Origin of the sequence: Flagellimonas sp., assembly GCF_965233845.1 — a bacterium.
Taxonomy (GTDB): Bacteria; Bacteroidota; Bacteroidia; order Flavobacteriales; family Flavobacteriaceae; genus Flagellimonas.
In genome coordinates, this window is sequence record NZ_OZ247584.1 from 1,185,779 (window position 1) to 1,209,623 (window position 23,845).

Annotated in this window: 19 protein-coding genes; 11 read left to right on the forward strand and 8 right to left on the reverse strand. The window is 39.7% G+C overall.

Translation table 11 applies throughout. The annotated features are described in order from the left end of the window. The first annotated feature begins 18 nt into the window (after window positions 1-18). From ACO6S0_RS05325 to ACO6S0_RS05375, 11 genes are all read left to right on the forward strand, one after another. A complete protein-coding gene (locus tag ACO6S0_RS05325) occupies window positions 19-1,014 on the forward strand; it encodes a Gfo/Idh/MocA family protein (protein ID WP_422350959.1) in 996 nt (331 codons plus the stop codon). 45 nt (window positions 1,015-1,059) lie between these two features. After that, window positions 1,060-2,469, forward strand: coding sequence for an enolase C-terminal domain-like protein (locus tag ACO6S0_RS05330; RefSeq protein ID WP_422350960.1), 1,410 nt, complete (start codon window positions 1,060-1,062; stop codon window positions 2,467-2,469). Between the two features lie 15 nt (window positions 2,470-2,484). After that, window positions 2,485-3,900: a sialate O-acetylesterase gene (locus ACO6S0_RS05335; RefSeq protein ID WP_422350961.1), complete on the forward strand. Its 1,416-nt coding sequence runs from the start codon at window positions 2,485-2,487 to the stop codon at window positions 3,898-3,900. Between the two features lie 482 nt (window positions 3,901-4,382). Then, the gene (locus tag ACO6S0_RS05340) at window positions 4,383-5,579 is read left to right on the forward strand and encodes an FG-GAP repeat domain-containing protein (protein ID WP_422350962.1); all 1,197 of its coding nucleotides are present in this window, start codon (window positions 4,383-4,385) and stop codon (window positions 5,577-5,579) included. A 9-nt stretch (window positions 5,580-5,588) separates the two neighbouring features. Next, entirely contained in the window at window positions 5,589-7,280 is a 1,692-nt protein-coding gene (locus ACO6S0_RS05345; protein WP_422350963.1) for a GMC oxidoreductase, read from the forward strand. A 76-nt stretch (window positions 7,281-7,356) separates the two neighbouring features. After that, window positions 7,357-9,891, forward strand: a complete 2,535-nt coding sequence (locus ACO6S0_RS05350; RefSeq protein ID WP_422350964.1) for a DUF4962 domain-containing protein — start codon at window positions 7,357-7,359, stop codon at window positions 9,889-9,891. Between the two features lie 64 nt (window positions 9,892-9,955). Then, complete coding sequence (locus ACO6S0_RS05355; protein WP_422350965.1) at window positions 9,956-10,711, forward strand: hypothetical protein; 756 nt, start codon at window positions 9,956-9,958, stop codon at window positions 10,709-10,711. Window positions 10,712-10,737: 26 nt separating this feature from the next. Beyond that, window positions 10,738-11,919, forward strand: a complete 1,182-nt coding sequence (locus ACO6S0_RS05360) for a DUF4861 family protein (protein ID WP_422350966.1) — start codon at window positions 10,738-10,740, stop codon at window positions 11,917-11,919. Between the two features lie 55 nt (window positions 11,920-11,974). Continuing rightward, window positions 11,975-13,165, forward strand: a complete 1,191-nt coding sequence (locus tag ACO6S0_RS05365; protein WP_422350967.1) for a hypothetical protein — start codon at window positions 11,975-11,977, stop codon at window positions 13,163-13,165. A 256-nt stretch (window positions 13,166-13,421) separates the two neighbouring features. Further along, complete coding sequence (locus ACO6S0_RS05370; RefSeq protein ID WP_422350968.1) at window positions 13,422-14,657, forward strand: Nramp family divalent metal transporter; 1,236 nt, start codon at window positions 13,422-13,424, stop codon at window positions 14,655-14,657. 156 nt (window positions 14,658-14,813) lie between these two features. Then, window positions 14,814-15,395: a gluconate 2-dehydrogenase subunit 3 family protein gene (locus ACO6S0_RS05375; RefSeq protein ID WP_422350969.1), complete on the forward strand. Its 582-nt coding sequence runs from the start codon at window positions 14,814-14,816 to the stop codon at window positions 15,393-15,395. 158 nt (window positions 15,396-15,553) lie between these two features. Here ACO6S0_RS05375 and ACO6S0_RS05380 read toward each other — a convergent pair whose 3' ends face one another. The 8 genes from ACO6S0_RS05380 to ACO6S0_RS05415 form a co-directional block, all read right to left on the reverse strand. Then, window positions 15,554-16,444: an EamA family transporter gene (locus ACO6S0_RS05380; RefSeq protein WP_422350970.1), complete on the reverse strand. Its 891-nt coding sequence runs from the start codon at window positions 16,442-16,444 to the stop codon at window positions 15,554-15,556. Window positions 16,445-16,468: 24 nt separating this feature from the next. After that, complete coding sequence (locus tag ACO6S0_RS05385) at window positions 16,469-17,524, reverse strand: dihydrodipicolinate synthase family protein (RefSeq protein ID WP_422350971.1); 1,056 nt, start codon at window positions 17,522-17,524, stop codon at window positions 16,469-16,471. A gap of 18 nt (window positions 17,525-17,542) precedes the next feature. Beyond that, entirely contained in the window at window positions 17,543-18,580 is a 1,038-nt protein-coding gene (locus ACO6S0_RS05390; RefSeq protein ID WP_422350972.1) for an NAD-dependent epimerase/dehydratase family protein, read from the reverse strand. After that, window positions 18,577-19,701, reverse strand: coding sequence for a M20 family metallopeptidase (locus tag ACO6S0_RS05395; protein WP_422350973.1), 1,125 nt, complete (start codon window positions 19,699-19,701; stop codon window positions 18,577-18,579). Before ACO6S0_RS05395 ends, ACO6S0_RS05390 begins: the two co-directional genes overlap by 4 nt. A gap of 125 nt (window positions 19,702-19,826) precedes the next feature. Then, window positions 19,827-20,648 (reverse strand): class II fructose-bisphosphate aldolase, encoded by an 822-nt coding sequence (locus ACO6S0_RS05400; RefSeq protein WP_422350974.1) that lies wholly within the window; start codon window positions 20,646-20,648, stop codon window positions 19,827-19,829. After that, window positions 20,632-21,594: a carbohydrate kinase family protein gene (locus ACO6S0_RS05405; protein ID WP_422350975.1), complete on the reverse strand. Its 963-nt coding sequence runs from the start codon at window positions 21,592-21,594 to the stop codon at window positions 20,632-20,634. Before ACO6S0_RS05405 ends, ACO6S0_RS05400 begins: the two co-directional genes overlap by 17 nt. 5 nt (window positions 21,595-21,599) lie before the next feature. Then, entirely contained in the window at window positions 21,600-22,520 is a 921-nt protein-coding gene (locus ACO6S0_RS05410) for a 1-phosphofructokinase family hexose kinase (RefSeq protein WP_422350976.1), read from the reverse strand. Window positions 22,521-22,533: 13 nt separating this feature from the next. After that, window positions 22,534-23,670 (reverse strand): SIS domain-containing protein, encoded by a 1,137-nt coding sequence (locus ACO6S0_RS05415; protein ID WP_422350977.1) that lies wholly within the window; start codon window positions 23,668-23,670, stop codon window positions 22,534-22,536. Window positions 23,671-23,845 lie beyond the last annotated feature (175 nt).

Sequence of the window (23,845 nt, forward strand, 5' to 3'; positions counted from 1 at the left end):
AAATAAAATAGTTTGGGGATGTTTAAAAGGAGAGGCTTTGTTAAATCAGTTTCAATGTTTGGGCTTAGTTTGTGTTTGCCTAAGGCTATTGGGATTTCGGAGCTAAAGGAGTCGAGAAAAAAGATAGTGGGCGTGGTTGGGTTGGATACATCACATAGCCCGACTTTGATTAGGGTTATTAACAGTTCAGATCACTTCGAGGTTACGACGGCATTTACAACAGTAAGTATGGACTTTCCATTAAGCGCAAATAGGGTGGATAGATTTACCAGAGAAGTTAAGGGTATGGGGGTTGAGGTGGTTCTGACTTTGAAGGAACTACTGGATAAAGTGGACTATGTCTTACTTTGTACTGTTGATCCACGGCTCCATTTAAGCCAGGCGAAGGAGATTCTTAGGTCTGGGAAGCGAGTGTTCATAGATAAACCAATGGCTGCTAGCTTAAAGGAAGTGGTAAAAATATTTAGGGTATCCAAAAAATTTAACGTGCCAACTTTTACTTCATCAGCCTTGCGTTTTATGCAAAGTGCGGTGAAGATCAGAAACGGGGATTTCGGAAAAGTGATTGGGGCTGATGTCTATTCTCCAATTTCTTACCAACCGATTTTCCCAGAATTGTATTGGTATGGGATACATGGAATCGAATTGTTGTTTACTGTTATGAAGCCCGGTTGTTTAAGGGTGAAAAGATTCAATACCACAAAATACGATATTATAACTGGTGTTTGGGCTGATGGAAGAGTTGGAAACTTCAGAGGTTTGAAAACCGGAAAAGCGAAGTTTGGTGGGCAGGTCTTTACTGAAAAGGGCTTGTTCAGGATGGACGATTATCAAGGTGTAGAGCCCTTACGGCATGCTGTTCTTGATTATTTTGAAACAGGAAAAGTAGCTGTGGGTTCTCAAGAAACAATTGAAATATTTGCTTTCATGGAGGCTGCACATGAAAGTAGTAAAAGAAATGGAGAATGGGTTCTCATTGATGAAATACTTGACAAGGTAGGGCTGGTTCATTAGGTTCAACCGTTTTCTGGCTTGTCATAGCGACTAGAAGTGTTTATTATGGATTCTAAAATTAAAAATGACCGTAGAGGCTTTATGTGCAAAATGGCTATGCTGGGTGGAGCCTTAACGTTTGGTTTTCCAAAAGTTATGTATGCAAAGAATGAACTAAAGTTTAAAAAACCGTTGTCAATTGGAAAGGTTGACGTTGAATTTGAACGGGAGCCCCTAATTGATTCGTACGGGTTCAAAGGAGGTTATGTGACTAGATTGTGGCAAGTTGTAACCCAAATTAAGGATGTGATGGGGAATAAGGCCATTGGCTTGGGAGTGCAAAGTCCCCTCTGGTCAGATTCCCAAGTAGCATCGAAATGGTCTGAAAGTGGTAGCAATTCACTTATGTACAGTTTAACGGCCCAGGCTGCGCAACTTGTAAAGGGAAGAGAGTTCGAAACTCCCATTCATATGTTGGAGGATGTGTTTGATCAAGTGCATGAGTATGGAAAAAGAATCACGGGCAATCGGGAGTTGAGAAAAACATTCACATTGAACTCCATGGTTTCCATTGACAATGCGGCTTGGTTGCTTTTTGCCAAACAAAATGGCATTTCATCGTTTGATGACCTTGTACCGCGCCCGTACAGAGATGGACTTTCATTTAGGCATTCCAAAATAGCTAGTATACCGTCAATTTCCTTTTCAACCAAAGAATCGGAAATGACGCAGCTTGCGGAACAGGGTTATTGTGTCCTTAAAATAAAAATTGGATCTCCTGGTCCGCAGGAAAAAATGCTCGAAGATGACATTCGTCGATTGAAACTTGTGCATAAAAAATTTGGAAATGGTAAAGATTGTGGACAAAATTCTATTAATGGAAACCTGCTCTATTATTTGGATGCAAATGGAAGATATGAAACGTTGGACATGTTCAGGCGGTTTTTGGATCAATGCAAGAAAATAGGTGTTTATGATCAAATCCTAATGGTTGAGGAGCCGTTTCCCGAATCATTGGAGGTGGATGTTTCGGGCCTAGAAGTCGATATTGCTGCAGATGAAAGTGCCCATACTGATAAGGATGCGCGTGCGAGAATGGATATGGGATATTCGGCAATTGCCTTGAAGCCTGTTGCAAAAACACTGAGTATGACCATGAAGATCGCACAATTGGCCCATGAAAGGCAAATACCCTGTTTTTGTGCTGATTTAACCGTAAATCCAGTAATGGTGGATTGGAACAAATTGATTGCGGCTAGGTTGGCGCCCTTGCCAAAGTTGAACGTTGGATTGTTGGAAACCAATGGGCACCAAAACTATAGAAATTGGAATGATATGATTCGTTACCACCCAAGGGGCAGGGCTTCTTGGAACAAATCAGAAAATGGAATGTTTGCTCTCGATAGAGAGTTTTATGACGAGAGTGCGGGGATTTTTTTGCCATTGAACCGTTACTCCAATCTTTTTGTTAAATAAAAATAAAAGTTAGTTATGTTGAAAATCGAGAATTTTATAGTTGTAACCTTACTGCTGTTATCTTCAAATTTAATTGCACAAATTGAACTCCCGTCCTTTTTTAGTGACAACATGGTATTGCAAAGGAACGAAGATGTTTCTATCTGGGGCAAGGACAAGCCTAACTCAAGTATTGAGATACTGGGGGATTGGGGAGAAAAGGTATCTGGTTATGCGGACAAATACGGTAAATGGGAATTAAAGCTGAAAACGCCAGGAGCGGGCGGTCCCCATAAAGTCACAATAAAGGGAACCAGTGAAATTAACTTGAACAATGTTCTGATTGGAGAGGTGTGGCTCTGTTCCGGTCAATCAAATATGGTAATGCCATTAAAGGGGTTTCATGATGGGAAATCTCCCATAAATGGGAGTAAGGAGACGGTTTTGAACTCAAAGAACCCAGAAATCCGTTTGTTTAAAAATGAATTAAAAGCGAGTCTCACACCCGTTGATGATGTTGTTGGGGAATGGATGATGGCAGAGCCTGGAAGCGTAATCGATTTCAGTGCCTTGGCTTATCATTTTGGTGTAGAGCTGAATGATATTCTAAATGTACCAATAGGCTTGATTCAAACGGCATGGGGCGGTTCTAGTATCGAGGCTTGGATGGATAAAAATACCTTATCCATGTATAAAGAGTTCAAGTTGCCTAAGGAGGTACCAAATCGCCACAAGAACGTGGTCCCCACTTTGTTGTACAACGGAATGCTCAAACCTTATATACCATTTTCCATAAGAGGCATCTTATGGTATCAGGGTGAGGCGAATGTTAGGAATGCCGAAGAGTATAAAACGTTATTTCCCGCAATGATAAATTCTTGGAGAAATAAATGGGGAGACAGTTCCCTCCCCTTTTATTTTGTACAGCTTGCCCCTTATAAATATAGCAAGGGTTTACCTGTTAATTCTGCCTATTTAAGGGAGGCGCAGTTGCAAACAATGGGGAATACTGAAAATACGGGTATGGCTGTAACCTTGGATATAGGTGATTGCAATGATATTCATCCTGCAGAGAAAAAAGTTATCGGTAAAAGATTGGCTTCATGGGCATTGGCGAAAGTATATGGAATGAATCATGTGGTGTACAGTGGGCCTGTTTATGAATCGGTTGTAAAGCGCTCCGATGGAAAACTAAGATTAAAATTTAAGTTTGATGATGGGTTGAATTTTTTAGGAAATGATCTTAAAGGGTTTAAAATAGCAGGAAAGGATATGGTGTTTTATCAAGCTCAAGTAAGAGTTAATGCCAATAACACCATTGATGTTTGGTCGGATAAAGTGAAGAGGCCCAAAGCAGTGCGTTACGCATTTGACAATTGTGCCGAAGGAACACTTTTTAATGGAGCTGGTTTGCCGGCGCCTTCCTTTAGAACTGACAATTGGCCGCAATAGCTGCGCTGTAAAATCAATGAACATAGCTTCTTGGAAAATATCGTGGTTTTGGGCATGTAGACGATATCCCGTATTCATGATTTTGGTCTTCCAAAACTTCTGATTAAAGTCTGTTCGATACGATTGTTTACGGGGCGCTTTTTTTTGATCATGTTTTCAATGGTCCCAAAAGGCGCAACTGCACAAGGATGTTTGGTGCATAAGATGATCACGCTCGAAATTCGTACTGGGCCAATGGATTTTCCCCAAGCCCTTTTCCATCTTTTAAAGTTTAAACTAAATAATAATAATGAAACGAAATACAATTAGTAATTAATTAAAAAAAATGAGTAACTTAGATGTTTCATAATATTATTAAAAATAAAAATGAGAATATGAAGTTTAATTCCTTTTGCTTTTTACTTGTCAAGTATTTGTTTTTTTTATCCGTTTTTGGAGTTTTAATTATGGGATGTAATGAGAAAGGGAGTAAAAAAAATGAATTGACAAAAATTGGCATAGAAATGTTCGATCATGATTTTATCGTAGATGACTTGCCCGGTGAAATGAACTGGGGTTACGGTTGTCCTGTTCTGGTTGATATTGATAGGGACGGTGATTTGGATTATGCCTTTACAGGGATGGACACATATTATTGGTTTGAAAACCTAGGAGGGCAAAAATGGGCTATGAAGGTTCTAAGCAGGGATTTTGGGCCTATAAGACAGTTGGGTGCAACTTCCTTTGATGTTGATGGGGATGGTTGGATGGATATTATAATAGGAGGGGTGTGGTATAGGAATCCACAAAATCCGAGGAATGCCGAATTTAAAAAATATGAGTTTGATGGCAGAATTGGTTCCAACGTCCATGATATTGTGATCGAGGACATGAATCAAGATAATAAAATGGATTTGGTGTTGATGGGTGAAGGAGAAGGCGTTTTTTGGTACAATATTCCCGATGATCCTATTGAAGTTTCCCAATGGCCTAGGACAACAGTGACTTTAGATGTTTTGCATAATAAAGAACACATCCATTCAGGCTTTTTTCCCAAAGGAATTGGTGATTTGGATGGTGATGGTGATAATGACCTTGTTTTACCCGATAGATGGATGGAAAACAATGGGAAGGGTGAAAATTGGCAAAAACATGCGTTGCCATTTGGTAAAAGGGGGCCATTCGGACTTTCTTCAAGAAGCTGGGTTGTTGATTTGGATCAAGATGGTGATCAAGATATTGTAATGACAGACTCTGATCAAAAAGCCTCAAGGGCAGCGTGGTTGGAAAACGATGGGTCAAAACCGCCAAGGTTTACTGCCAATTTCTTGCCCATGTCAGCAAATGGAATACGTGGCTCTTTTCATTCCCTATATGTCGGGGATTTTGACAATGATGGCGATAAGGACATTTTTACATGTGATCAAGAAGACAGCACTCTATTGCCTGAAGGTGCAGCTCCACGCTGGTATATTTGGGAAAACATAAGCAAAGGGCCGAAGTTGGAATTCGTGGAACGTGTGATTTTGGATAATAAAATTGGAGGGCATGATGCCTTGGTGGGAGATATTGATGGTGACGGAGACCTGGATATCTGTTCAAAAATTTGGCATATGTGGGAAGGAAGTCGAAATCAAGGAATCGAACATGGAGATGTGTTAATCAACAATCTTATTGGAGGTGTTGATCAAAAACAATAAGAACAGACTATGAGGAATGACCATACATATGATGCTATTGTTATAGGTTCTGGTATGACTGGGGGATGGGCTGCTAAGGAATTGACGGAAAAAGGTTTGCGAACCCTGGTTCTGGAGCGGGGAAAGGATGTGAAGCATATAGAGGGGTATAAAAATACGACTAAGGCTCCTTGGGAGTTTAGGCATCTTAAGTATGATACCCTGGAAGATAAGGAGCAATACCATATTCAAAGTAAGAAATACAACTTTAATCCGGCCAGTAAACCATTCTTCGTTAATGATAAAGAACACCCATACTTGTATCCTGAGGACAAACCATATAGATGGTTTAGGGGGTACCAAACTGGAGGCCGCTCGTTAATTTGGGGGAGAGGGTCGTACCGGATGAGTGATCTTGACTTTGAGGCAAATTTAAAGGACGGTATTGGCGTGGACTGGCCTCTTAGGTACAAAGATTTAGCTCCATGGTACGACTATGTCGAGAAATTTATTGGAGTTTGCGGATCGGTTGAAAATATTCCGCACTTCCCGGATGGTCAATTTTTACCCCCTTTTGAATTGAATTTTGCAGAAAAAATCATTAAGAAACGAATTGAGGCCCATTACACTGACCGTAAACTGATTCCAAATCGTGCGGCCCACCTGACCAAAGTGGCGCCTGGACAGTTCAAAGGTAGATCACAATGTCAGACAAGGAATGTATGTAATACCGGGTGTCCTTTTGGAGCCTATTTCAGTAGTAATAGTTCCACTTTGCCAGCGGCATATGAAACGGGTAAACTCACTTTAAAATCGGATGCAATTGTTGAATCCATAATATATGATGAGAATTTGGATAAAGCAACTGGAGTACGAGTAATAGACAAGACCACGCATGAAAGTACTGAGTACTTTGCCAGGGTGATATTTCTTTGCGCCTCTACGTTGGCCTCAACAGGGATTTTACTGAACTCAAAAACTCCTAGGTTTTCGGATGGTCTTGCGAATTCCAGTGGGGTATTGGGCCATTATTTAATGGATCATCACAAAAACATATCCTCTTCGGGAATTCTGGAGGGCTATGAGGATAAAACCGACAGGGGGTTTAGGCCTGCTTCTGTTGCCATTCCCCGGTTTAGAAATGTGCAAGGACAAGAGATGGATTATCTAAGGGGGTTTGGAATTTGGGGAGGAGCAAAGCGAATTGGTCTAAATCCCTCCAAGTTAGGAATCGGACAAAAACTAAAGGAATCCTTGACCAGACCGGGCCCTTGGAGAATGAGACTGTCAGCTTACGGAGAATGCCTTCCCTACCATAAAAACAGGGTTGAGTTGGATAAGGTTCAAACAGATCAATGGGGGATGCCTCTATTACGGATTACAGCGGATTTCGGGGAAAATGAAATGAAAATGAGAAAGGATATGAAAGAGCAAGTTAGAGAGATCCTTGAGGTTGCCGGTTTGACAAATATTACGGTTAATGAAGGGCCAAGTATACAGGGAGACTCCGTTCATGAGATGGGAACCGCAAGAATGGGGCATGACCCCAAAACGTCCGTACTGAATGCATATAATCAATGCCACGATATTAAAAATCTTTTTATAACAGACGGGTCTTGTATGACCTCTTCTGGGTACATGAGCGCATCCCTTACCTATATGGCCCTTACGGCCAGGGCTGTTGATCATGCAGTTAAACAAATGAAAAAAGGTTTTATCTGATTCTCCAATGGGTTAGGTGTTTAATACTGTGATAAATTATATAAGAAAATTAGGTTTTGGAGAAATGAATTTGGGTATGGGAAGAACATTTTTTTCAGCAGTTTTTTTAGCAATTGGACTTTCATGCTGTAAGACGATAACAGATGACCCGTATAGATCTCTAAAGGTAATAGAAGATGAGCCAGTTGATAGAGCTTTACCATATTACCCGAAAGATGAGCAATTTGTGAAGGTCAATCCTCCAGGGTTTACCTGGACCAAAAACCAAAAGGCTCACACCTACAATTTTTTATTGTACCGAGAAGACGGGACGAATGAATTTTATTATGGTGAGGATAATCTAAAAAGTACCGTTGTTGCACTAAAAAAAACTTTAGAACCTGGAAATTATAGTTGGTTTGTTACTTTTTGCGATTCGAATGGAAAGCAATTTGGGCGCTCAAAAATCAGGACGTTTACTGTGGAAAAGGAAATTCCGTCTTTGATCATGCCCAATGTTAGTGAGTTAAAGGAACTTGTAAAGGGTAAAAAACCAAGAATTTTTTTAAGTCCGCTCAATATCAAGGTTCTTCGAAGAAAAATTAAGACTAATCCGCTAAGTGTTCCTTTTTGGGGCATGTGCCGGTCTTTAGCTGATTCAGCACTTACACAACAACTTTATCCTGAACCCGCACCCTACAAGGATAGTGTCTTTGATGTTACGGAATGGAGAAGAATTTATAAACCGGTTAAAACTGGTACGGCAAATATGGTAAGGATGGCGCTGGTTTGGAAAATAACAAGCGAGTTAAAATACTTAAAGGGTGCAAAAAAATGGTTACTTCATTTTGCAAGCTGGAACCCCAATGGAATAACCTCCTTCAGAATTCCCCAAAACAGCGGTTTTGAGGGGAACACTGAAGCCAGTATGCCGTTATTGGAACGCATGGGAATTGTGTATGATTGGATAGGTGATCAATTGACGGAAAAAGAAAGGGAAATAGTTTTGGCCAGTATCAGGGTGCGTGGAAACCAAATGTTAAAGAGATATCATGATTATAATTTTCTTTCGGAACCTTGGGATAACCACACCGTAAGGTCCCTTGCTTTTACAGGATTGGCAGGGTTGGCAACTCTTGGAGAAATTCCGGATGCAGATGAATGGCTTGATTATGTAATTAAGTGCTATATAACATCTTTTCCAACTTGGGGTGGAGACGATGGAGGATGGTCCCAAGGACTTGCATACAATAGTACATATAATTTATACCAAACCAATTTTGTAGAAGCTCTTAACCAGTGCAGTAATGTCAATCTCTACAATAAGCCCTTTTTTAGGAACAATGGTTATTTTGGACTGTACTGCAGCCCACCTTACGCAGACCGGGGAGCATTTGGTGATGGAGGGGAACGTTCCCATGCACCAAAGGATAAATTGCTTATGGAGCGTTACGCCAAGGCTTATAGCGACCCCTATCTATTGTGGCAGGCTGAGCAAATTTTTCCAGAAAAAGATGGAGGCAACGGGAAAGGGCTATTAAAAAGAGGGCATTTGTGGCAAGGATATATGATGGAAGATGTCATTGGTATTCTAAATTCAAGAGAAATGGAAATTGAACCCTCCAACCCAAGTTCACTGCCCAGTTCCAAACTTTTCGAAGATGTAGGATGGGTTTCTATGCATTCGGATTTGGGAGACGCTGAAAATGACGTCTGGATGTTATTCAAGTCCAGTCCTTTTGGATCGTTTAGCCATAGCCATGCAGATCAGAATAGTTTTCAAATTAATGCTTTTGGCGAATCACTTCTTATAGATTCTGGATATTACCCTTATTATGGAGGACCACATCATTTCCTATGGACCCGTCAGACTAGGGCACACAATGCTATTTTGGTAAATGGCAGGGGCCAACATGTGCAGTCAATGGCTGCAAGAGGTAAAATTATGGATTATCAAACCAGCAATGGGCACACGATAGTAACTGCAGACTGCTCCCCAGGGTATAATTTGCCTATGAGTGAAACAGTAATCAAACACTGGGAAGCAAATATGAGTGATCCGTTACCAAGTATGGATACTGAAACCAAAGAAATGCTTAGAACTGTGGTTTTCAACCACGATAAGGAAAAACCGTGGATTGTTGTGAAGGATTATATCAATACACAAGATCCTGCTTTATTCAGCTACTTACTTCATGCCTTGGAAAAAATAGAAGTGGATAGTTCACAACAGCGAATGCAGGTCAAAAAAGGAAATGCAGTCTTGGATATTTACTTGCTGGCCTCAGAGGAAATCAAAATTGGACAAACTGATAAGTTTACGGTGGAACCCGATTTGAATGCTGCAGGACAACCAGACCAATGGCATCTATCGGCCACGAATGCAAACAAAAAAAAGGAATTACATTTTTTAAGCTTGATTATTCCTCGCAGAGCAAACGACCCCCCCTATAAGGTTGAAAAAATTCAAGGAGAGAATGCTTACGGCTTCAAATTTGGCAATAAGGAAATACGTGCTTGGATGGGTGTGGGCAAAAAAGGTCCAATACCATTGGATTGGGCATCGGAACCAGAATCTCAATTGATGGTGATCGACCATCAGGGCGAAGAAAAAATAAAAGCTAAAATTTGATTTTTGATAGTGAATTGGAAAGATGTAAATAAGGAAAATTGTTAGACAAGGGCAATCAATCACCATGGTAAAAAAAAGATATTTGATGGGTTTGATCCTAATGCCGGGAACAGTTCAACCGGCATGTTTTGGCCAGGCCCGGTTGGACACTGTTAAAATTCTTTTTGTTGGAAGCAGTTATGCACATTTTGAGAATCTACGCCAGATAATTTCAATTATTTCGGATAGTGCCAAGACGAAGGTGATAACCAAAAAAAGCACAAAAGGTGGGGCAAGACTGAGTCAACACTGGTTAGGAAAAAGAGGACTGAAAACAAAGGAAATGATTCAAAACGGGAATTTTGATTTTGTGGTTCCTCAAGGGCATAGTATGAGTGCAATAAATGAACCTGATAGCTTAAGGAAGTATTCAAAACTATTCTGTGATTTTATAAAAAATAATAATTCGAAACCCTACTTTTATATGACTTGGGCACGTGAACGAGTGCCTCAATTCCAGCAAATTATCACAAAAGTTTATTCCGAATTTTCCAAGGTAAATGATGCGTCCTTGGTACCGGTTGGGAAGGCCTGGGAATTGGCCCTTAGTAAGCGCCCCGAAATAAACTTGTTTAAGTCAGATGGTAGCCATCCGTCAGAACTGAGCACTTTTCTTACAGCATGTGTTTTTATAGCCAAGGTACTAGATGAAATTCCTGATAAACTCAATAACTTATACAAAACTACAGACATTTTTGGGGAGTCAATAAGATTAATGGCACTAGATCCCCTTGATGTTGTTTTCTGTAAGGAAGTCGCAAAGGAATTGGTAATAAAATAATTTTTTTAGAATAAAAAACTAAAAATATGTTGAGCTCTCGATATTGGTTTGTGTTGATTCTCGCCTTGGTGTTGACCAGTTGTTTGAACGAGGACAAAGTAGTTGCTACGGTCAAAGTTCATAATTCCCTGAACATGGAAAGATTGTATGAAACAGTGGAGATCAGTGCGGAATTTTTAGGTGTTTCCGAACCATTGGAAGTTTTCGGAATAAGGGATGTTAATTCCAAAAAGGTGGAAACTATCCAATATGTGGACAAAGATAATGACGGTAATTACGATGTGATGTTGTTTCAACCCAGAATGGATAGTCTATCAGAAAGAAAGTTTGAAGTTTTTTTTAATCAGGGAGGCAGCCAAAATGGGACGGGAGATTTGAGATGTTATTCTAGGTTTGTACCTGAACGAACTGATGATTATGCATGGGAAAACAATAGAGTTGCATTTAGGACCTTTGGCCCCACTGCGCAAATGATGGCCGAAAAAGGGATTTCTGGGGGAACATTAACAAGTGGCATAGACGCTTGGTTGAAAAAAGTGGAATATCCTATAATTGACAAATGGTATGAAAAGACAATTTCCAAAAACGGCAATTATCATAAGGATACCGGAGAAGGTTTGGATAACTTTCATGTTGGGTCAAGCAGGGGAATAGGCGGTATTGCTATAAAAGAGAATGGACACTACTATTTCTCCAAAAATTTTGCATCCTGGAAAACAGTTTCAAATGGTCCAATACGTACAAGTTTTGAGCTAACCTACAATGACTGGCATGCTGGTGAAAAAGTCGTACGTGAAACCAAAAGGGTTTCATTGGATTATGGGAGTAACCTGACCAAGTATGAAATTGAGATCCATGGAGTTGAACAAATTTCAGCCGGACTTACCTTGCACGAGAACGATGGTTGTGTAACTATAAACGATGGAAAAGGTTTTGTAAGTTATTGGCAACCCCATGGCAATTCAGAATTAGGTATGGCCATAGTCAGTCCCAAAGAATTTTACAAGGGTTTTGAGAAGTATGAAACCACGGAAAAAGATTTGAGTAACCTATATGCCAATTTGAAGGTGCTTGATAATCAGATAATCTATTATGCCGGTTTTGGGTGGAAAGAAAGTGGCCAGTTTAAGACTAAGTTTGATTGGGAAAATTACCTGCTGAGGTTCACTGAAAAAATAAATAACCCACTTTTGGTGGAATTGAATTAATCCAATTATTGATTAAGGTAAAAATTAGGGGCATTTATAATAAAAAATAAACATTATGAAAAAGGAGATGGACACTAGGGGCAAAGTTCCGTGTAAAACAGAATATAAATTAACTTCAGTAAGGAACCACCAAAGTTCAATTGTGGCACTGGCAATAATTGGAATACTGGTATTTGGTTGCACCAATCAAAAAGTTACCTATGAACGTGTGGATGTCACCACAAATATTGAATATTTTCCTAACACTGAGTTTGGCGTATTTGAGGACCTTAAGGATTCAAGGTTTGAACATCTGAAGGAAAAATATCAGCTCGATACCGTTTTTCGCGGAGAGAAAGGTGAATTTAAAAGGATCTTATTATTGAGACATTGGATAAAATCAGTCATAAAAATTGAAGACCATAATCCGAGTTATCCAGGAGGAGGGTTTGCAGAAAGTATATTGGACAATGCCCTAAAGGGTAGCGGTTTTCATTGTTCCCATTTTATGCGTGTTCAAAATGCTGTGATGAACGCATATGGTTATGTTACTAGGGCTGTCAATGCGGGCCCTGGAGCCAAAGGAGGTCCGGACGGCAATCACGGTTTGGACGAAATTTGGTCTAATGAGCACGGGAAATGGTTTTTATCAGATGCCAAATATGATCACCATTTTGAAAAAAACGGTATACCACTTTCTGTTCTTGAGGTGAGGGATGAGTTTATCAAAAACCGGGGGGGCGATATGGTTTTGGTCAAGGGACCGAACAGGACGCCTACTGATTTCGATGACGAAATTGGACGAACAAAAGAAGAATTTGCCCAAACATATACATGGGTTCAATTTTTTGTTAATGGTAACCGTCATTCCATTTACCCCGATGAATATAAAAGTGAAATGATCGTCCTTCAAGACGACTACTATAACAACAACGTTTACTATAGGGATGGAAAACCCGTTGCACAGAAAAAATTGGATTGGTTTATTAAGGTAAAGGATAGGAAAAAGATTGAATGGACCCCAAACGTATTAGATGTTGAAACGGAAATTCTCGATGACAACCTAAAATTTAACATTGTGTCATCCACGCCAAATTTAGCCGAATATCAGATAAAGGATGGCGTTGATGGTTTATGGCAAAGTGTTGACTCCCAATCATCTCTTAAGTTAACTGAAGAAAAACACATTTGGCTTTTTAGATCTATGAACATTGCTGGCGTAACCGGGCCAGAATACAAGCTTGTTGTGCAAAAAAAGCAGCCATAGAAGTTTAAGCTTGAACCCAAAGCATAAGTTACAACAGGGTGGACAACGACTATATCATTCAAAGAGCAAATGCTTCTGGTTTTTAAACACAGGTGATGTTGTACAAAAGCATATTTGAAGTTTTGATTTTAAGGAAACAAGTAATTAAACCAAATTTTTGGTGCTTCGGACGGAAGTACAACTCCTGGAATAAAAGTACTTTGACCTATATCTTTGATTGACCCAAGTGTACAACATTTCCACTAAACTTAATAGGATGATTGAAAAAGTTAAGGTTGCATTAAGGTCGGTAGGACCTGGTTTTATAATGGCAGCGGTAGTTTTGGGGCCTGGGAGCATAACAACATCAACCAAAATTGGTTCAATTCATGGTTATTCCTTTTTATGGGTTGTATTGGCTGCTGCTATTTTAATGGTTGCGTTTACCAACATTAGCACCCATTTTGGCGTTCTACACAAGAATTCCATACTTCAGGCTATAACCAAACAATATGGGAAGTGGTTTGCAATGGTGATAGGTGTTAGTTCTTTTATGGCAGCACTTTGTTTTCAATTTGGAAATAATTTGGGAGTAGGATTGGGAATGGAAAGTGTAACTGGGGTTAGTGCCGAATACTGGCCATACATTTTTACACCATTCGCCCTTATGTTGATTTTTTTTTCAAAAAATTTGTACAAAGCCCTAGAAAAGTTGATGACCTTCTTGGTTGTAATAATGGTATTAATGTTTGTCATTAACCTTGTATTCATTAAACCAGATTCGATGGCCATGATCAAAGGTTTGCTTCCTGGACAGTTCTCGATTGAAAATATAGATGACATAACGGCCATTGTGGGTACTACCTTTGTGCTTAATGGCGCCCTGTACCAAGCATATTTAGTGCAGGGAAAGGGTTGGGGATTAGATGATAAACAAAAGGGAATACGAGATTCTAACATAGGAGTTGCTTTGTTGGCAATTATGTCATCCTTGGTAATTGTTACAGCTGCTGCAACAATTAAACCTATGGGGTTAACCATAAACAGTGCTGCTGATATGGCAATACAGTTGGATAGGTTATTGGGGTCGTATGCTAAGTATGTTTTTGCCGTGGGGTTTATTGCTGCCGCATTTTCCTCCTTAATTGTCAATGCGGTAATTGGAGGCGGTTTATTATCAGATAGTTTTGGGTTGGGGAAATCCATGAATGAACGCTTTCCAAAGGTTTTCACGATAGTGATCTTGCTAAGCGGGATGCTAGTGGCCTCTTTAAGTGCGAAAGGTATTGGAAAACCCATATACTCCTTGGTGTTGGCCCAGGCCTTTTCTGTATTGGCAGTTCCAGCAATTGCTGTTGGAATTTTTTTGATTGCAAACAATGAAAAGATAATGGGAGAGTATAAAAATGGATTCTTTTCCAATGTTATTGGATTAATTGGCTTGATCGTGGTTTGTTTTTTGACTTATGTTATGTGCGAAAAATTGATGGGCCTTTTAGAATTACTGGGTTGATTTTAACGATTAATGCATGGGTTTTTTATCAAGAAATTACTGCAAGCCAGGAGTGGGGAAAGACTGACGGTGTCTATTTTAAGCGAGCAAATCCGCCTGATTGAAATTAATAAATACTTTGGAGTTTTTGAAAAAAGAAAAAGTAATTTGATACATATGAAACGAAGAGAAGCTATAGTTAAAATTTCCTGGGTTCTGAATACAGCTCTTATCACACCTTCCTTTTTTGCCTTTATGCAAAGTTGTAGGGAAAAAAATGTAGAATCTACCGCTTATAAAGTGCTGGACATAGGAAAGTTGGAACTAATCAAGGAAATTGCGGATACATTTCTTCCAAAAACCAACACTCCAAGTGCATCCGAGGTGAATGTCCATTTGTATTTGGATTTATTGTTAAAAGATGTGTTTGAAGCAAAATTTAAAAAGGATTTAATAAAGGGTTTGGAAAAGTTTGATGAAAATTGCCAATCCATTTATGGACGTAGCTTTGTTTTGCTTGACCATCCGGACAAAATAGACTATCTGGAGAAGGTTGAGACGGAAAGCTTAAAAGGAGAACGAGAACGTGTAAAAGGGACTCCTTTTTATCTTACGATAAAGAAAATGATCATCGCCATTTACTTCTCAACGGAAGAGGGTGTAAAGCAAAACCTAAATTACGTTCCAGTACCTGGGCCATATATAGGTGAAGTTCCGTATAATGAGGGAGACAAGATCACGATAGGGAACCATATGTGATTTTTATGTGGTAATAAAAGGGTGTTTAGTAAGGTTTAGACAACTTCCCATAATGCAATCGTGTTTCTTCCAGGGGAACAAACCAAATTGTTTTTTAAAATATCAATACCTACTCTAACGGGATTCCCAATGGGGTTTGAAGAATATTGGATTTGGAATTATTCCTTCTCCTCAGGTTCTATGGCCAATAAAAAGGCTGCCACTATCGCAAAAATTATTCCAAGTATTTTGTATTGTCCGGGAATAATCCCGAGTAGGATCATGGAGATAATCGATGTCATTAAAGGAGCTCCTGCATTTGCCATAGGTGATACAACAATCGCTTTCCCGTATCTAAAAGCATAAACTAGGCATAAAGCACCTATGGAATTCATGATTTGAATGATGAAAGCTAGGTATGGACCGTTAAGCCCCCAATTGATCTCATAGTCGAAATCAGTCAAAAAAAGCGCAATCGGTATTAATAGAAGTCCAGAAATCATCATGTAAAAAAAGATGCTCTCAGCGGCCATGGTTTGATTGGCCAGTTTCATAAAGTAGGCTTGTACCCCCCAGGCCACTAAAATGACAATGGTTAAGGCAAACCATAGTACACCGTTTTCACTATTGCTATTTTCAATGTCGTTGGAATATTCGAAAAGAGGTAAGGCCATTAACGCCAATGCAATGCCAATGGCACCGAGTATGCGTACCCTCTCTCTTAAAAAAAGGAGGGATAGGACAATGGTAATAACTGGAGAAAGTGAAATTATTGGAAAGATAAGGTAGGTGGGCCCTATCGTAACAGTGTAAAACAAGACCATTTGCCCACCGGCGCCTAATATTCCAATGATCATTCCCATATAAATTGACTTTTTGTCCATTTGAAGCTTCCAGTGATTCAATTTGAGAACATATACTGATGGAATGATCATAGTTAATGCCCAAACACAATAGTTTAAGGTGTCAGGGAAACCGTTAGTTGATGGTAAAGATGCAAAAGCGCCCCAAACACCCCAAAAGATTGTAGCCAAAATGGCGTAAAGCAGCCATGGTTTTATTTTTCTCATTTTATAAGCATTAGTCAATTAAAATTATCGTAACCAATTATCCAGATTTTCAGCAACAAAGAGATCGTCATTCAGTTCTGGATATAGCTCGTAAATGCGATCGATTTCTTTCTTTTGTCCTGGACTAAGAATTTCTTTTGGATTAATTGTATAGTTGGATTCCAACAAGCCTTGTCGGATCAAAACCTCATGAATTCCTGCAATGGACCCCTTAAAACCATTTCTGGAATCAAAAAAAGCTGCATTTGCATCCGTGACACCAACCCCTTTTGACAATAACATTTGTTGGTCATTTTGATTTGAGCTTTTTATCTCTTCAAAGAGCTGTACGGCCTTTTTGGTCCATACGGCCCAATGGCCCAACAATCCCCCGACAATCTGTTTCTTGACGACTTTACCATTCACTGGAATGGCATACTCTGTTAATAGATCTGCAACAATATTATCATCATTTCCGGTATAAAGGGCCACCTCCGTACTTCTGTTGGATTCTGCCACACCACGAACAACATCAATGGTATGATACCTATTGAAAGGGGCAATTTTAATGGCCACAACGTTTTCAATATTGGAAAAATCGCGCCAGAAATTTGAATCTAATAACCGTCCTCCTACCGTAGGTTGCAGATAAAACCCAATAATGGGTATAATTTCAGAGATTCTGGTGCAGTGCTGGATCAACTCTTCATTAGAGCTGTCCTTGTAAGAACTCAAACTCAACAATACCGCATGATAATTCAATTCGGAAGCTAGCTGTGCTTCCTGAATGGCTTGATGTGTTTTCCCTAATACCCCAGCTATCCGAAATAAGGTTTTCCCGCTCTTTTCATCAAAATAATCAAGCTCCTCTTTTCCCAACTCCAGAATTGGCTGGTAAAGGCCAGCTTCCCGAATCTCAAATTGGCTGGTGTGCACCCCGATAGCTAGGCCTCCAGCTCCGGCGTTTTGGTAATATCTTAATAGGGCCCTCTGTCTTTTTTCGTCCAATTTTAATGTATTGGTCAAAGCTGTAGGAGTGGCCGGGATGGCCATCCCGGCATTTAACGCTTGTCTCAGCTCATTTGTAAGTTTAGCACTCATGGATTTTGATTTTATTGCTTAATACTTCCCATCTCTAACCTCAAAGTGGGTCGCCTTCCCCAAAAGGGGCATATTGTTTTCAATCCAATTTGCAGTCCAGGCAACTATCTTATTTGGTTTTACATGTGTCGTCCCAAGTAAATGCTCGCACTTCGATACGTTTACCAATAAGGCGGTATCGGTTTCTGCTCCTTTAAGTTTTACTTTTTTGTCCAATAGTTTGCCGATTGTCCGTGCGACATAGGCAACTGAAATTTGCTCGCTTCCACTTACATTGATATGAAAGGCAGGTGAAGAACTCAACATAATACTTCTGAGAATCATGTCGTTGGCGTCTCCTTGCCATATTATATTTGCATAACCCATGGTTACGTCAATGGATTCGTTCTTGTGAACCTTTGAGGCAATATCCACCAATACCCCATACCGCATTTCCACCGCATAATTCAGCCTGATTATGGTAACGGGTGTATTGTTCTTAACACTACCATATTCAAATAACCGTTCCCTTCCCAAACATGATTGGGCATATTCACCTATCGGATCGGGTTTATCACTCTCCTTGGAGCCACCAGAGTTAATTTTAACCAGGGGATATACACACCCTGTTGAAAAGGCAACAATTCTTGAATTTTTGAACTTTTCCATTATTAGCCCTGGAAGATAAGAGTTCATTGCCCAAGTGAACGGCTCGTTGCCCTCCGTCCCAAACTTGTTCCCCGCTAGATAAAATACATTTTTGACATTAGGAAGGTTCTTGATAAATTCCATGTCCAGCATGTCCCCTTTAATGGTTTCGATTCCACTTTCCTCCAAAAAGGTCCTATGCTCTTGCGAGCTGAATCTCGAGACGCCTATAACCCTTTTGTTTATTTTGGCTTCTTTAATGGCCCGTTTTGCCATTCGAGCCATTGAAACTCCCATTTTACCTGCAACACCAAGAAAAATAATGTCCCCATCCAGCCTTTGTATCATTTTGACAAGCTCTTTGGATGGTCTTGAAAGCGCTTCTTCCAGCTCTTCCTCGTTGCTAAAATATTCCGGATAATCATTCATAATTGTAGGTAACCGTTACGTTTTATTATTTCACTATATAAATCAACAGCTCTTGTAATGTTTTCCACATAGCAATATTCATCGGTTTGATGTGCTAATTTTGCTTCTCCAGGGCCAAGTATTACCGTTGGAGGATTACCCAGCCAAGGAGTTAAAACAGAAGCATCCGTTAAGAACGAAGCTGTTTTTTTCACTCCTTCAACTTCATGATCAAATGAACAAACTTCTAACACCATTTTAAAAAAATCAGAAAATTCTGGAGTTGATACTGCATCAAGGTCAACGATTTTTTTCAAATCCACTTGACGTCCAAGCTCCTCATTTAGGGCTTGAAACGCTTTTTGGTTGTTAAATTTTTTAGTAGATCGAATGTCGATCATAAATTCTGTTTTATCGGGCACAGAATTCAAATTTAATCCCCCTTGAATCCTACCAACGTTTACTGTGGGAAACCCCAATAAAGGGTCTTTTTGGCCATCGAAACTTAGGTTTGCGATCTTTGTTATGGCCCTTGCTGCTTTGTATATTGCATTGTCTCCTAATTCAGGGGTCGAGGAATGCGCAGTTATACCGGTTGTAACAGCTTTTACATATAAACCTCCTTTATGTCCTAAATAGGGTATGTTGGAAGTGGGTTCACCAACGATGATGGCACTTGCCTTTCCAATTTTATAGTTGGTCTGTCGAAGATGCTGGGCTCCTATACATCCCAGTTCCTCATTTGCCGTAAAAATTAATTTAATGCCTCCTTTTGGACAGTCCTTGGCAGAACATAAAATGGCAGCAACGATCATTGCCGCCAATCCAGATTTCATATCACTAGATCCCCGGCCGTATAATTTGCCGTTTTCTACTATGGCTGCATGGGGGTCAAATTTCCATTTGTTGGCACCTAGCGGTACAACATCCAAATGTCCAGTCAGCACAATGGGTTGGGTATCTTTGCAAAGACCCTTTGATGCAATTACATTTAGCCTGCCCTTGTCAAATCTTGGATAATCTACTGAAAAACCATGTTTGACCAGAATGGTTCCGATAAATTTGGCTATTTCTTCTTCGTTGCCTGGAGGGTTAATGGTGTTAAACCCTATCAATTCTTGGGTTAATTCGACTGGGTTCATTGACTTTTCCAAAAATTGGTGTTTTTAATTGTTATGAATTTAATCTGAATACACAATTCGGGAAACAGATTACGTTTCTAATCTAAAGGGAGTAGTGGTCTCTGTTCACATAATGTGTTCCACAATTATGGGTTCTTTACAATTTCCAATTTATCCGTTACGAGTCCTACGATTTTATCGGTTGCGGATGGAAACACCTCCCTGAGATCGATATTGTCAGTTGTCCTAAGCTGCGTTTTTAACGACTTCATAAAAATGTTCTTAATCTCAGTTGCTAAATTAATTTTGGTAATCCCCCTACTAATAGCTGCTTTCAAACTATTTTCAGGAATACCTGAACTACCATGCAGAACCAACGTTGCATCGGTCACTTTCGAAATATTGGATAATCTCTCCAGATCCAATTTCGGCTCCTTGTCATAAAATCCATGGGCAGTGCCAATGGCAATGGCGAGTGCATTGACGCCGGTTGCATCTACAAATGCTCTCGCATCTTCCGGTGTTGTGAATCCGCAGGTCTGTTTACTTTGTCCAAGCTTTGCGATATAACCCAGTTCAGCTTCTACGTTTGCTCCATATTTCTCGGCCAATTTCACTACTTTGGAGGTAATTCGTATGTTGTCTTTGAACGATTGTTCACTGGCATCAATCATTACGGAATCAAACCCGATATCAAGACATTCGGCAATTAAATCGTATGAATTGCCATGATCTAAGTGAACCCATCCCTCAATTTTGTGATGTTCCAACATCGATTTTGCTAGGTTGAAGGCAACAGGCAAGCCCATGTACTCTATTGAACTTCTTGTCAATTGGAGGATAATGGGTTGATTACTCAATTTTGCCGCTAAAACAACACCTTCAAGAGTTTCATAATTATAGAAGTTAGTGGCCAAAATCCCCTGGCGTTTGCTTCTTAGCTCTATAAATTTATCCTGTAGTCTCATCGTCTATGTAATTAAACTTATTTTTTGCCAGTTTCATGGCTTCATCCATATTTTTTAGGGCTTCTGTGCCTCCAGGCTTAGTGGTTGAAATGGCACCTATCAAGTTTCCGAACCTCTGACATTCTTCCGGTGATTTGCCCTTTATGAACTTTGATATATATCCCGCATTAAAACTGTCTCCCGCCCCGATGGCATCCACAACGTTCTTATTTAAAAAGGGTTTGCATGAAACCCTCTTGTCAGCATAAAATAATATAGAACCTTTGCGTCCACATTTGATAACGGTATGTCTACCTCTGTTCTTTATGCTATCAATGGCCGAATCAATATTTGAACTTCCCGTCAGCTTCAATAGCTCTACCTCATTTGGAATGAAAATGTCAACATGCGGAAGAATTTTGTCTAGATCAAGGTCCCATGCTTCAAACGGGTCCCACTGAACATCCAATGAAGTGGTCATGCCCATTTCTTTTGCTTTCATAAACAGAACATGTAGCTTATTCTTGAAGCCAGATTGGAAAAAGTAAGATGAAAAATGTAAATGCCTGGCCAATCTTAAATTTTGAAAATCTATATTATCGATACTTAAATTTGACATGGCCCCAAGGTGTGTCACCATGGCCCTGTCCTCGTTGTAATTAAGTGCTATGGTTGCCCCAGTTTCCTCTTGGTCCTCGATTATAACCATTGAAGTGTCAACTCCTTTTTCTTGAAGTTGTCCAAGGGTATAATTCCCAAAAACATCATTTCCCACTTTGCCGATAAATGCAACCTTGCACCCTAGCGAACTTAGATTGCTTGCGCAAATTGCTGATGAACTGCCCAAAGCCAAAGTCATTTTGTCCGCAATTATTTCCTTTCCAATTTCAGGATATCCCTGAATTTGGTTTAGTATAAGGTCGACATTGAGTTCCCCGACCACTATAACATCATAAATTTTTTCCATACCCTTTAGGTTAATTCTGTGACTTTAACACGGCATTCTTCATATAATCGTTCAACATCCCTTTTGTAAAACATCCCCAAATCTTCCCTTATACAATTGGAAGCTCCTGCCGCAGCTGCCAATTTAGCCATTTCGGTATAAGTGGATCCATTGTTATATGCCACAATGGCGGCAGCCATCAAACAATCACCACTTCCAACAGCACTCAATACTTTGGCTACCTTGCTCAGCGCATGTATCTTTTTTTTTCCATCGAATAGAAAAAGGCCTTTGTCTCCTTGGCTTATCACTGCAATTTCGCAGTGCTGTATTAATTTTGAGAGGGATTTCCCGGTATCTTCGTATGCAAACAATTCAGAAGCTTCCTTGTGATTTATGTGCAACATAAAAGGTTTGGCCATTAGAGCTCGTTTTAGGCCATCACCTGAACAATCCACAAACGTTTTTATATTGTACCGTGAGGCGTACTCAATAAATTTGGAATAATTCGCGTTAAAAGAATTTATCGGCCAAGAACCACTCATACAAACAAGGCTGGTCGTTTTCAATATTTCTTTGAACTGATTAAAAAAAGATTCATAGGCTTTGGGCGCTATGGTTGGCCCGGGTCCTAAAATTTCTGACTCATTGAATTCGTCTTTCGTCTTGATGGTAAGACAAGTACGGTTCCAACCTTCCACTTCAGGCCCTAAGCATTTTATTCCCCTGGACTCGCATTCTTTCTTGATCCATTTTCCACTGGATCCACCCCAAAATGATAACAATGTGACGTCCTCCCCCAGTTCTTTTATTCCTAAAGCCACATGGACTCCTTTTCCACCCGGAAAGGAAAACTCTTTTGTTGCACGATGTACCGCGCCCGCATCAACCTTGTTCAGATAGACCAGTTTGTCAATTGATGGGTTTGGACAAATACACAAAATCATGTCAAGTGGGAATTTATAATTTATAAATATTGACGCCTTGTACCACCCTGTTGATCGAGTTGTTCACCGATGGGGAATCTGGGTGTAAACCGAGGTTGATTGATTTATATAATCCTAGCATCTGACCGGGCAGAACTGCGCAAAGTGCAAAATATGCTTCAGGGATTTGGTTGCTCGTTGCTACTTGAATGGTTAGGTTCAATGAGATGTTCTTGTTGTCCTTAATAGTTTCACCTATCCCTATTTCGTAGAGTTTTTCTTTTTGGTCATTGATGGATTTTACAAGATCATACTCATACTTATTTACATATGCATCGCTCGAAAAGAGGTAAACAATTACCGTTGAATTTTTTATTACTGCCTTGGGACCGTGCCGCACACCCAAAAATGAATCGTATTTACAGACCACTTGACCATCTGATAGTTCTTGTACTTTCAATTGGGATTCGCGTGCGATACCCTTTAATAGACCTGAGCCTAGAAAAATGACACGGTTGAATTCCAGGTTCGCAACCTCTTTTATGTTTTTGGCGTACTTTTCAAGTATTAATGAACCATAATGGGCTAATTGATTTACATAAACTTTGTTTTGGTCAAGGTTGTCGAGGTCGCAAAGCAATAATCCTGCGAGAAGCATTGATGTAAAAGACCCGGTCATGGCTAGACCTTTGTCATTCGCTTCTTCTGGCATTAGGAGAACAAACGAATTTTTTCCACCTGCTTGTTCGGCCAGTTTTCCACTGGGGTTGCATGTTATTACCAATTGAAACAAGGTTGCGCAGAATTGACTGGCCAAATCAATGGATGCTAGGCTTTCAGGACTATCACCGGAACGAGCAAAAGAAATCAATAAAATGGGTTCCTTTTTATTTGTGATAAAATCTTTTGGGTGTGATATAAAGTCAGTGGAAGCAATGGCTTCAGTGGCCCGCTTGAATTTCCTGCCCATGTAATTTTGTAACACTTCGCCTATATAGGCCGAAGTACCTGCCCCAATCAATACAACCCTTATATTTTCATGCTTCAACGCATTGGACAAAAAGATCTCTAGCTCTTTTTGTCTTTCTGCAATTACCGAAAATGTCTTTAACCATAATTCAGGTTGATGTTCTATTTCTTTTGCAGTGTCACTGGAACCCTCCTCTTTCATTTTACTTTAATTATTCGGTTTCTAACCTCTTTTTATAAATAAACAACAATAAAAGAAAGCAAAAATAAGATAAAAAGCAATGAAAAAAAATAAAAATGACAATAAAAGGTTATTGTACCTTTGTTATTAAACTAAAAATGTATCTTTGTGTTCAAGCATTGAGATAAACTTAAAC

Excerpts from the sequence above, each read along its gene's own strand:
- ACO6S0_RS05325 (WP_422350959.1), top strand. The coding sequence starts at position 19 with ATGTTTAAAAGGAGAGGCTTTGTTAAATCAGTTTCAATGTTTGGGCTT.
- ACO6S0_RS05330 (WP_422350960.1), top strand. The coding sequence starts at position 1,060 with ATGGATTCTAAAATTAAAAATGACCGTAGAGGCTTTATGTGCAAAATG.
- ACO6S0_RS05335 (WP_422350961.1), top strand. The coding sequence starts at position 2,485 with ATGTTGAAAATCGAGAATTTTATAGTTGTAACCTTACTGCTGTTATCT.
- ACO6S0_RS05345 (WP_422350963.1), top strand. The coding sequence starts at position 5,589 with ATGAGGAATGACCATACATATGATGCTATTGTTATAGGTTCTGGTATG.
- ACO6S0_RS05350 (WP_422350964.1), top strand. The coding sequence starts at position 7,357 with ATGGGAAGAACATTTTTTTCAGCAGTTTTTTTAGCAATTGGACTTTCA.
- ACO6S0_RS05355 (WP_422350965.1), top strand. The coding sequence starts at position 9,956 with ATGGTAAAAAAAAGATATTTGATGGGTTTGATCCTAATGCCGGGAACA.
- ACO6S0_RS05360 (WP_422350966.1), top strand. The coding sequence starts at position 10,738 with ATGTTGAGCTCTCGATATTGGTTTGTGTTGATTCTCGCCTTGGTGTTG.
- ACO6S0_RS05365 (WP_422350967.1), top strand. The coding sequence starts at position 11,975 with ATGAAAAAGGAGATGGACACTAGGGGCAAAGTTCCGTGTAAAACAGAA.
- ACO6S0_RS05370 (WP_422350968.1), top strand. The coding sequence starts at position 13,422 with ATGATTGAAAAAGTTAAGGTTGCATTAAGGTCGGTAGGACCTGGTTTT.
- ACO6S0_RS05375 (WP_422350969.1), top strand. The coding sequence starts at position 14,814 with ATGAAACGAAGAGAAGCTATAGTTAAAATTTCCTGGGTTCTGAATACA.
- ACO6S0_RS05380 (WP_422350970.1), bottom strand. The coding sequence starts at position 16,444 with ATGAGAAAAATAAAACCATGGCTGCTTTACGCCATTTTGGCTACAATC.
- ACO6S0_RS05385 (WP_422350971.1), bottom strand. The coding sequence starts at position 17,524 with ATGAGTGCTAAACTTACAAATGAGCTGAGACAAGCGTTAAATGCCGGG.
- ACO6S0_RS05390 (WP_422350972.1), bottom strand. The coding sequence starts at position 18,580 with ATGAATGATTATCCGGAATATTTTAGCAACGAGGAAGAGCTGGAAGAA.
- ACO6S0_RS05395 (WP_422350973.1), bottom strand. The coding sequence starts at position 19,701 with ATGAACCCAGTCGAATTAACCCAAGAATTGATAGGGTTTAACACCATT.
- ACO6S0_RS05400 (WP_422350974.1), bottom strand. The coding sequence starts at position 20,648 with ATGAGACTACAGGATAAATTTATAGAGCTAAGAAGCAAACGCCAGGGG.
- ACO6S0_RS05405 (WP_422350975.1), bottom strand. The coding sequence starts at position 21,594 with ATGGAAAAAATTTATGATGTTATAGTGGTCGGGGAACTCAATGTCGAC.
- ACO6S0_RS05410 (WP_422350976.1), bottom strand. The coding sequence starts at position 22,520 with ATGATTTTGTGTATTTGTCCAAACCCATCAATTGACAAACTGGTCTAT.
- ACO6S0_RS05415 (WP_422350977.1), bottom strand. The coding sequence starts at position 23,670 with ATGAAAGAGGAGGGTTCCAGTGACACTGCAAAAGAAATAGAACATCAA.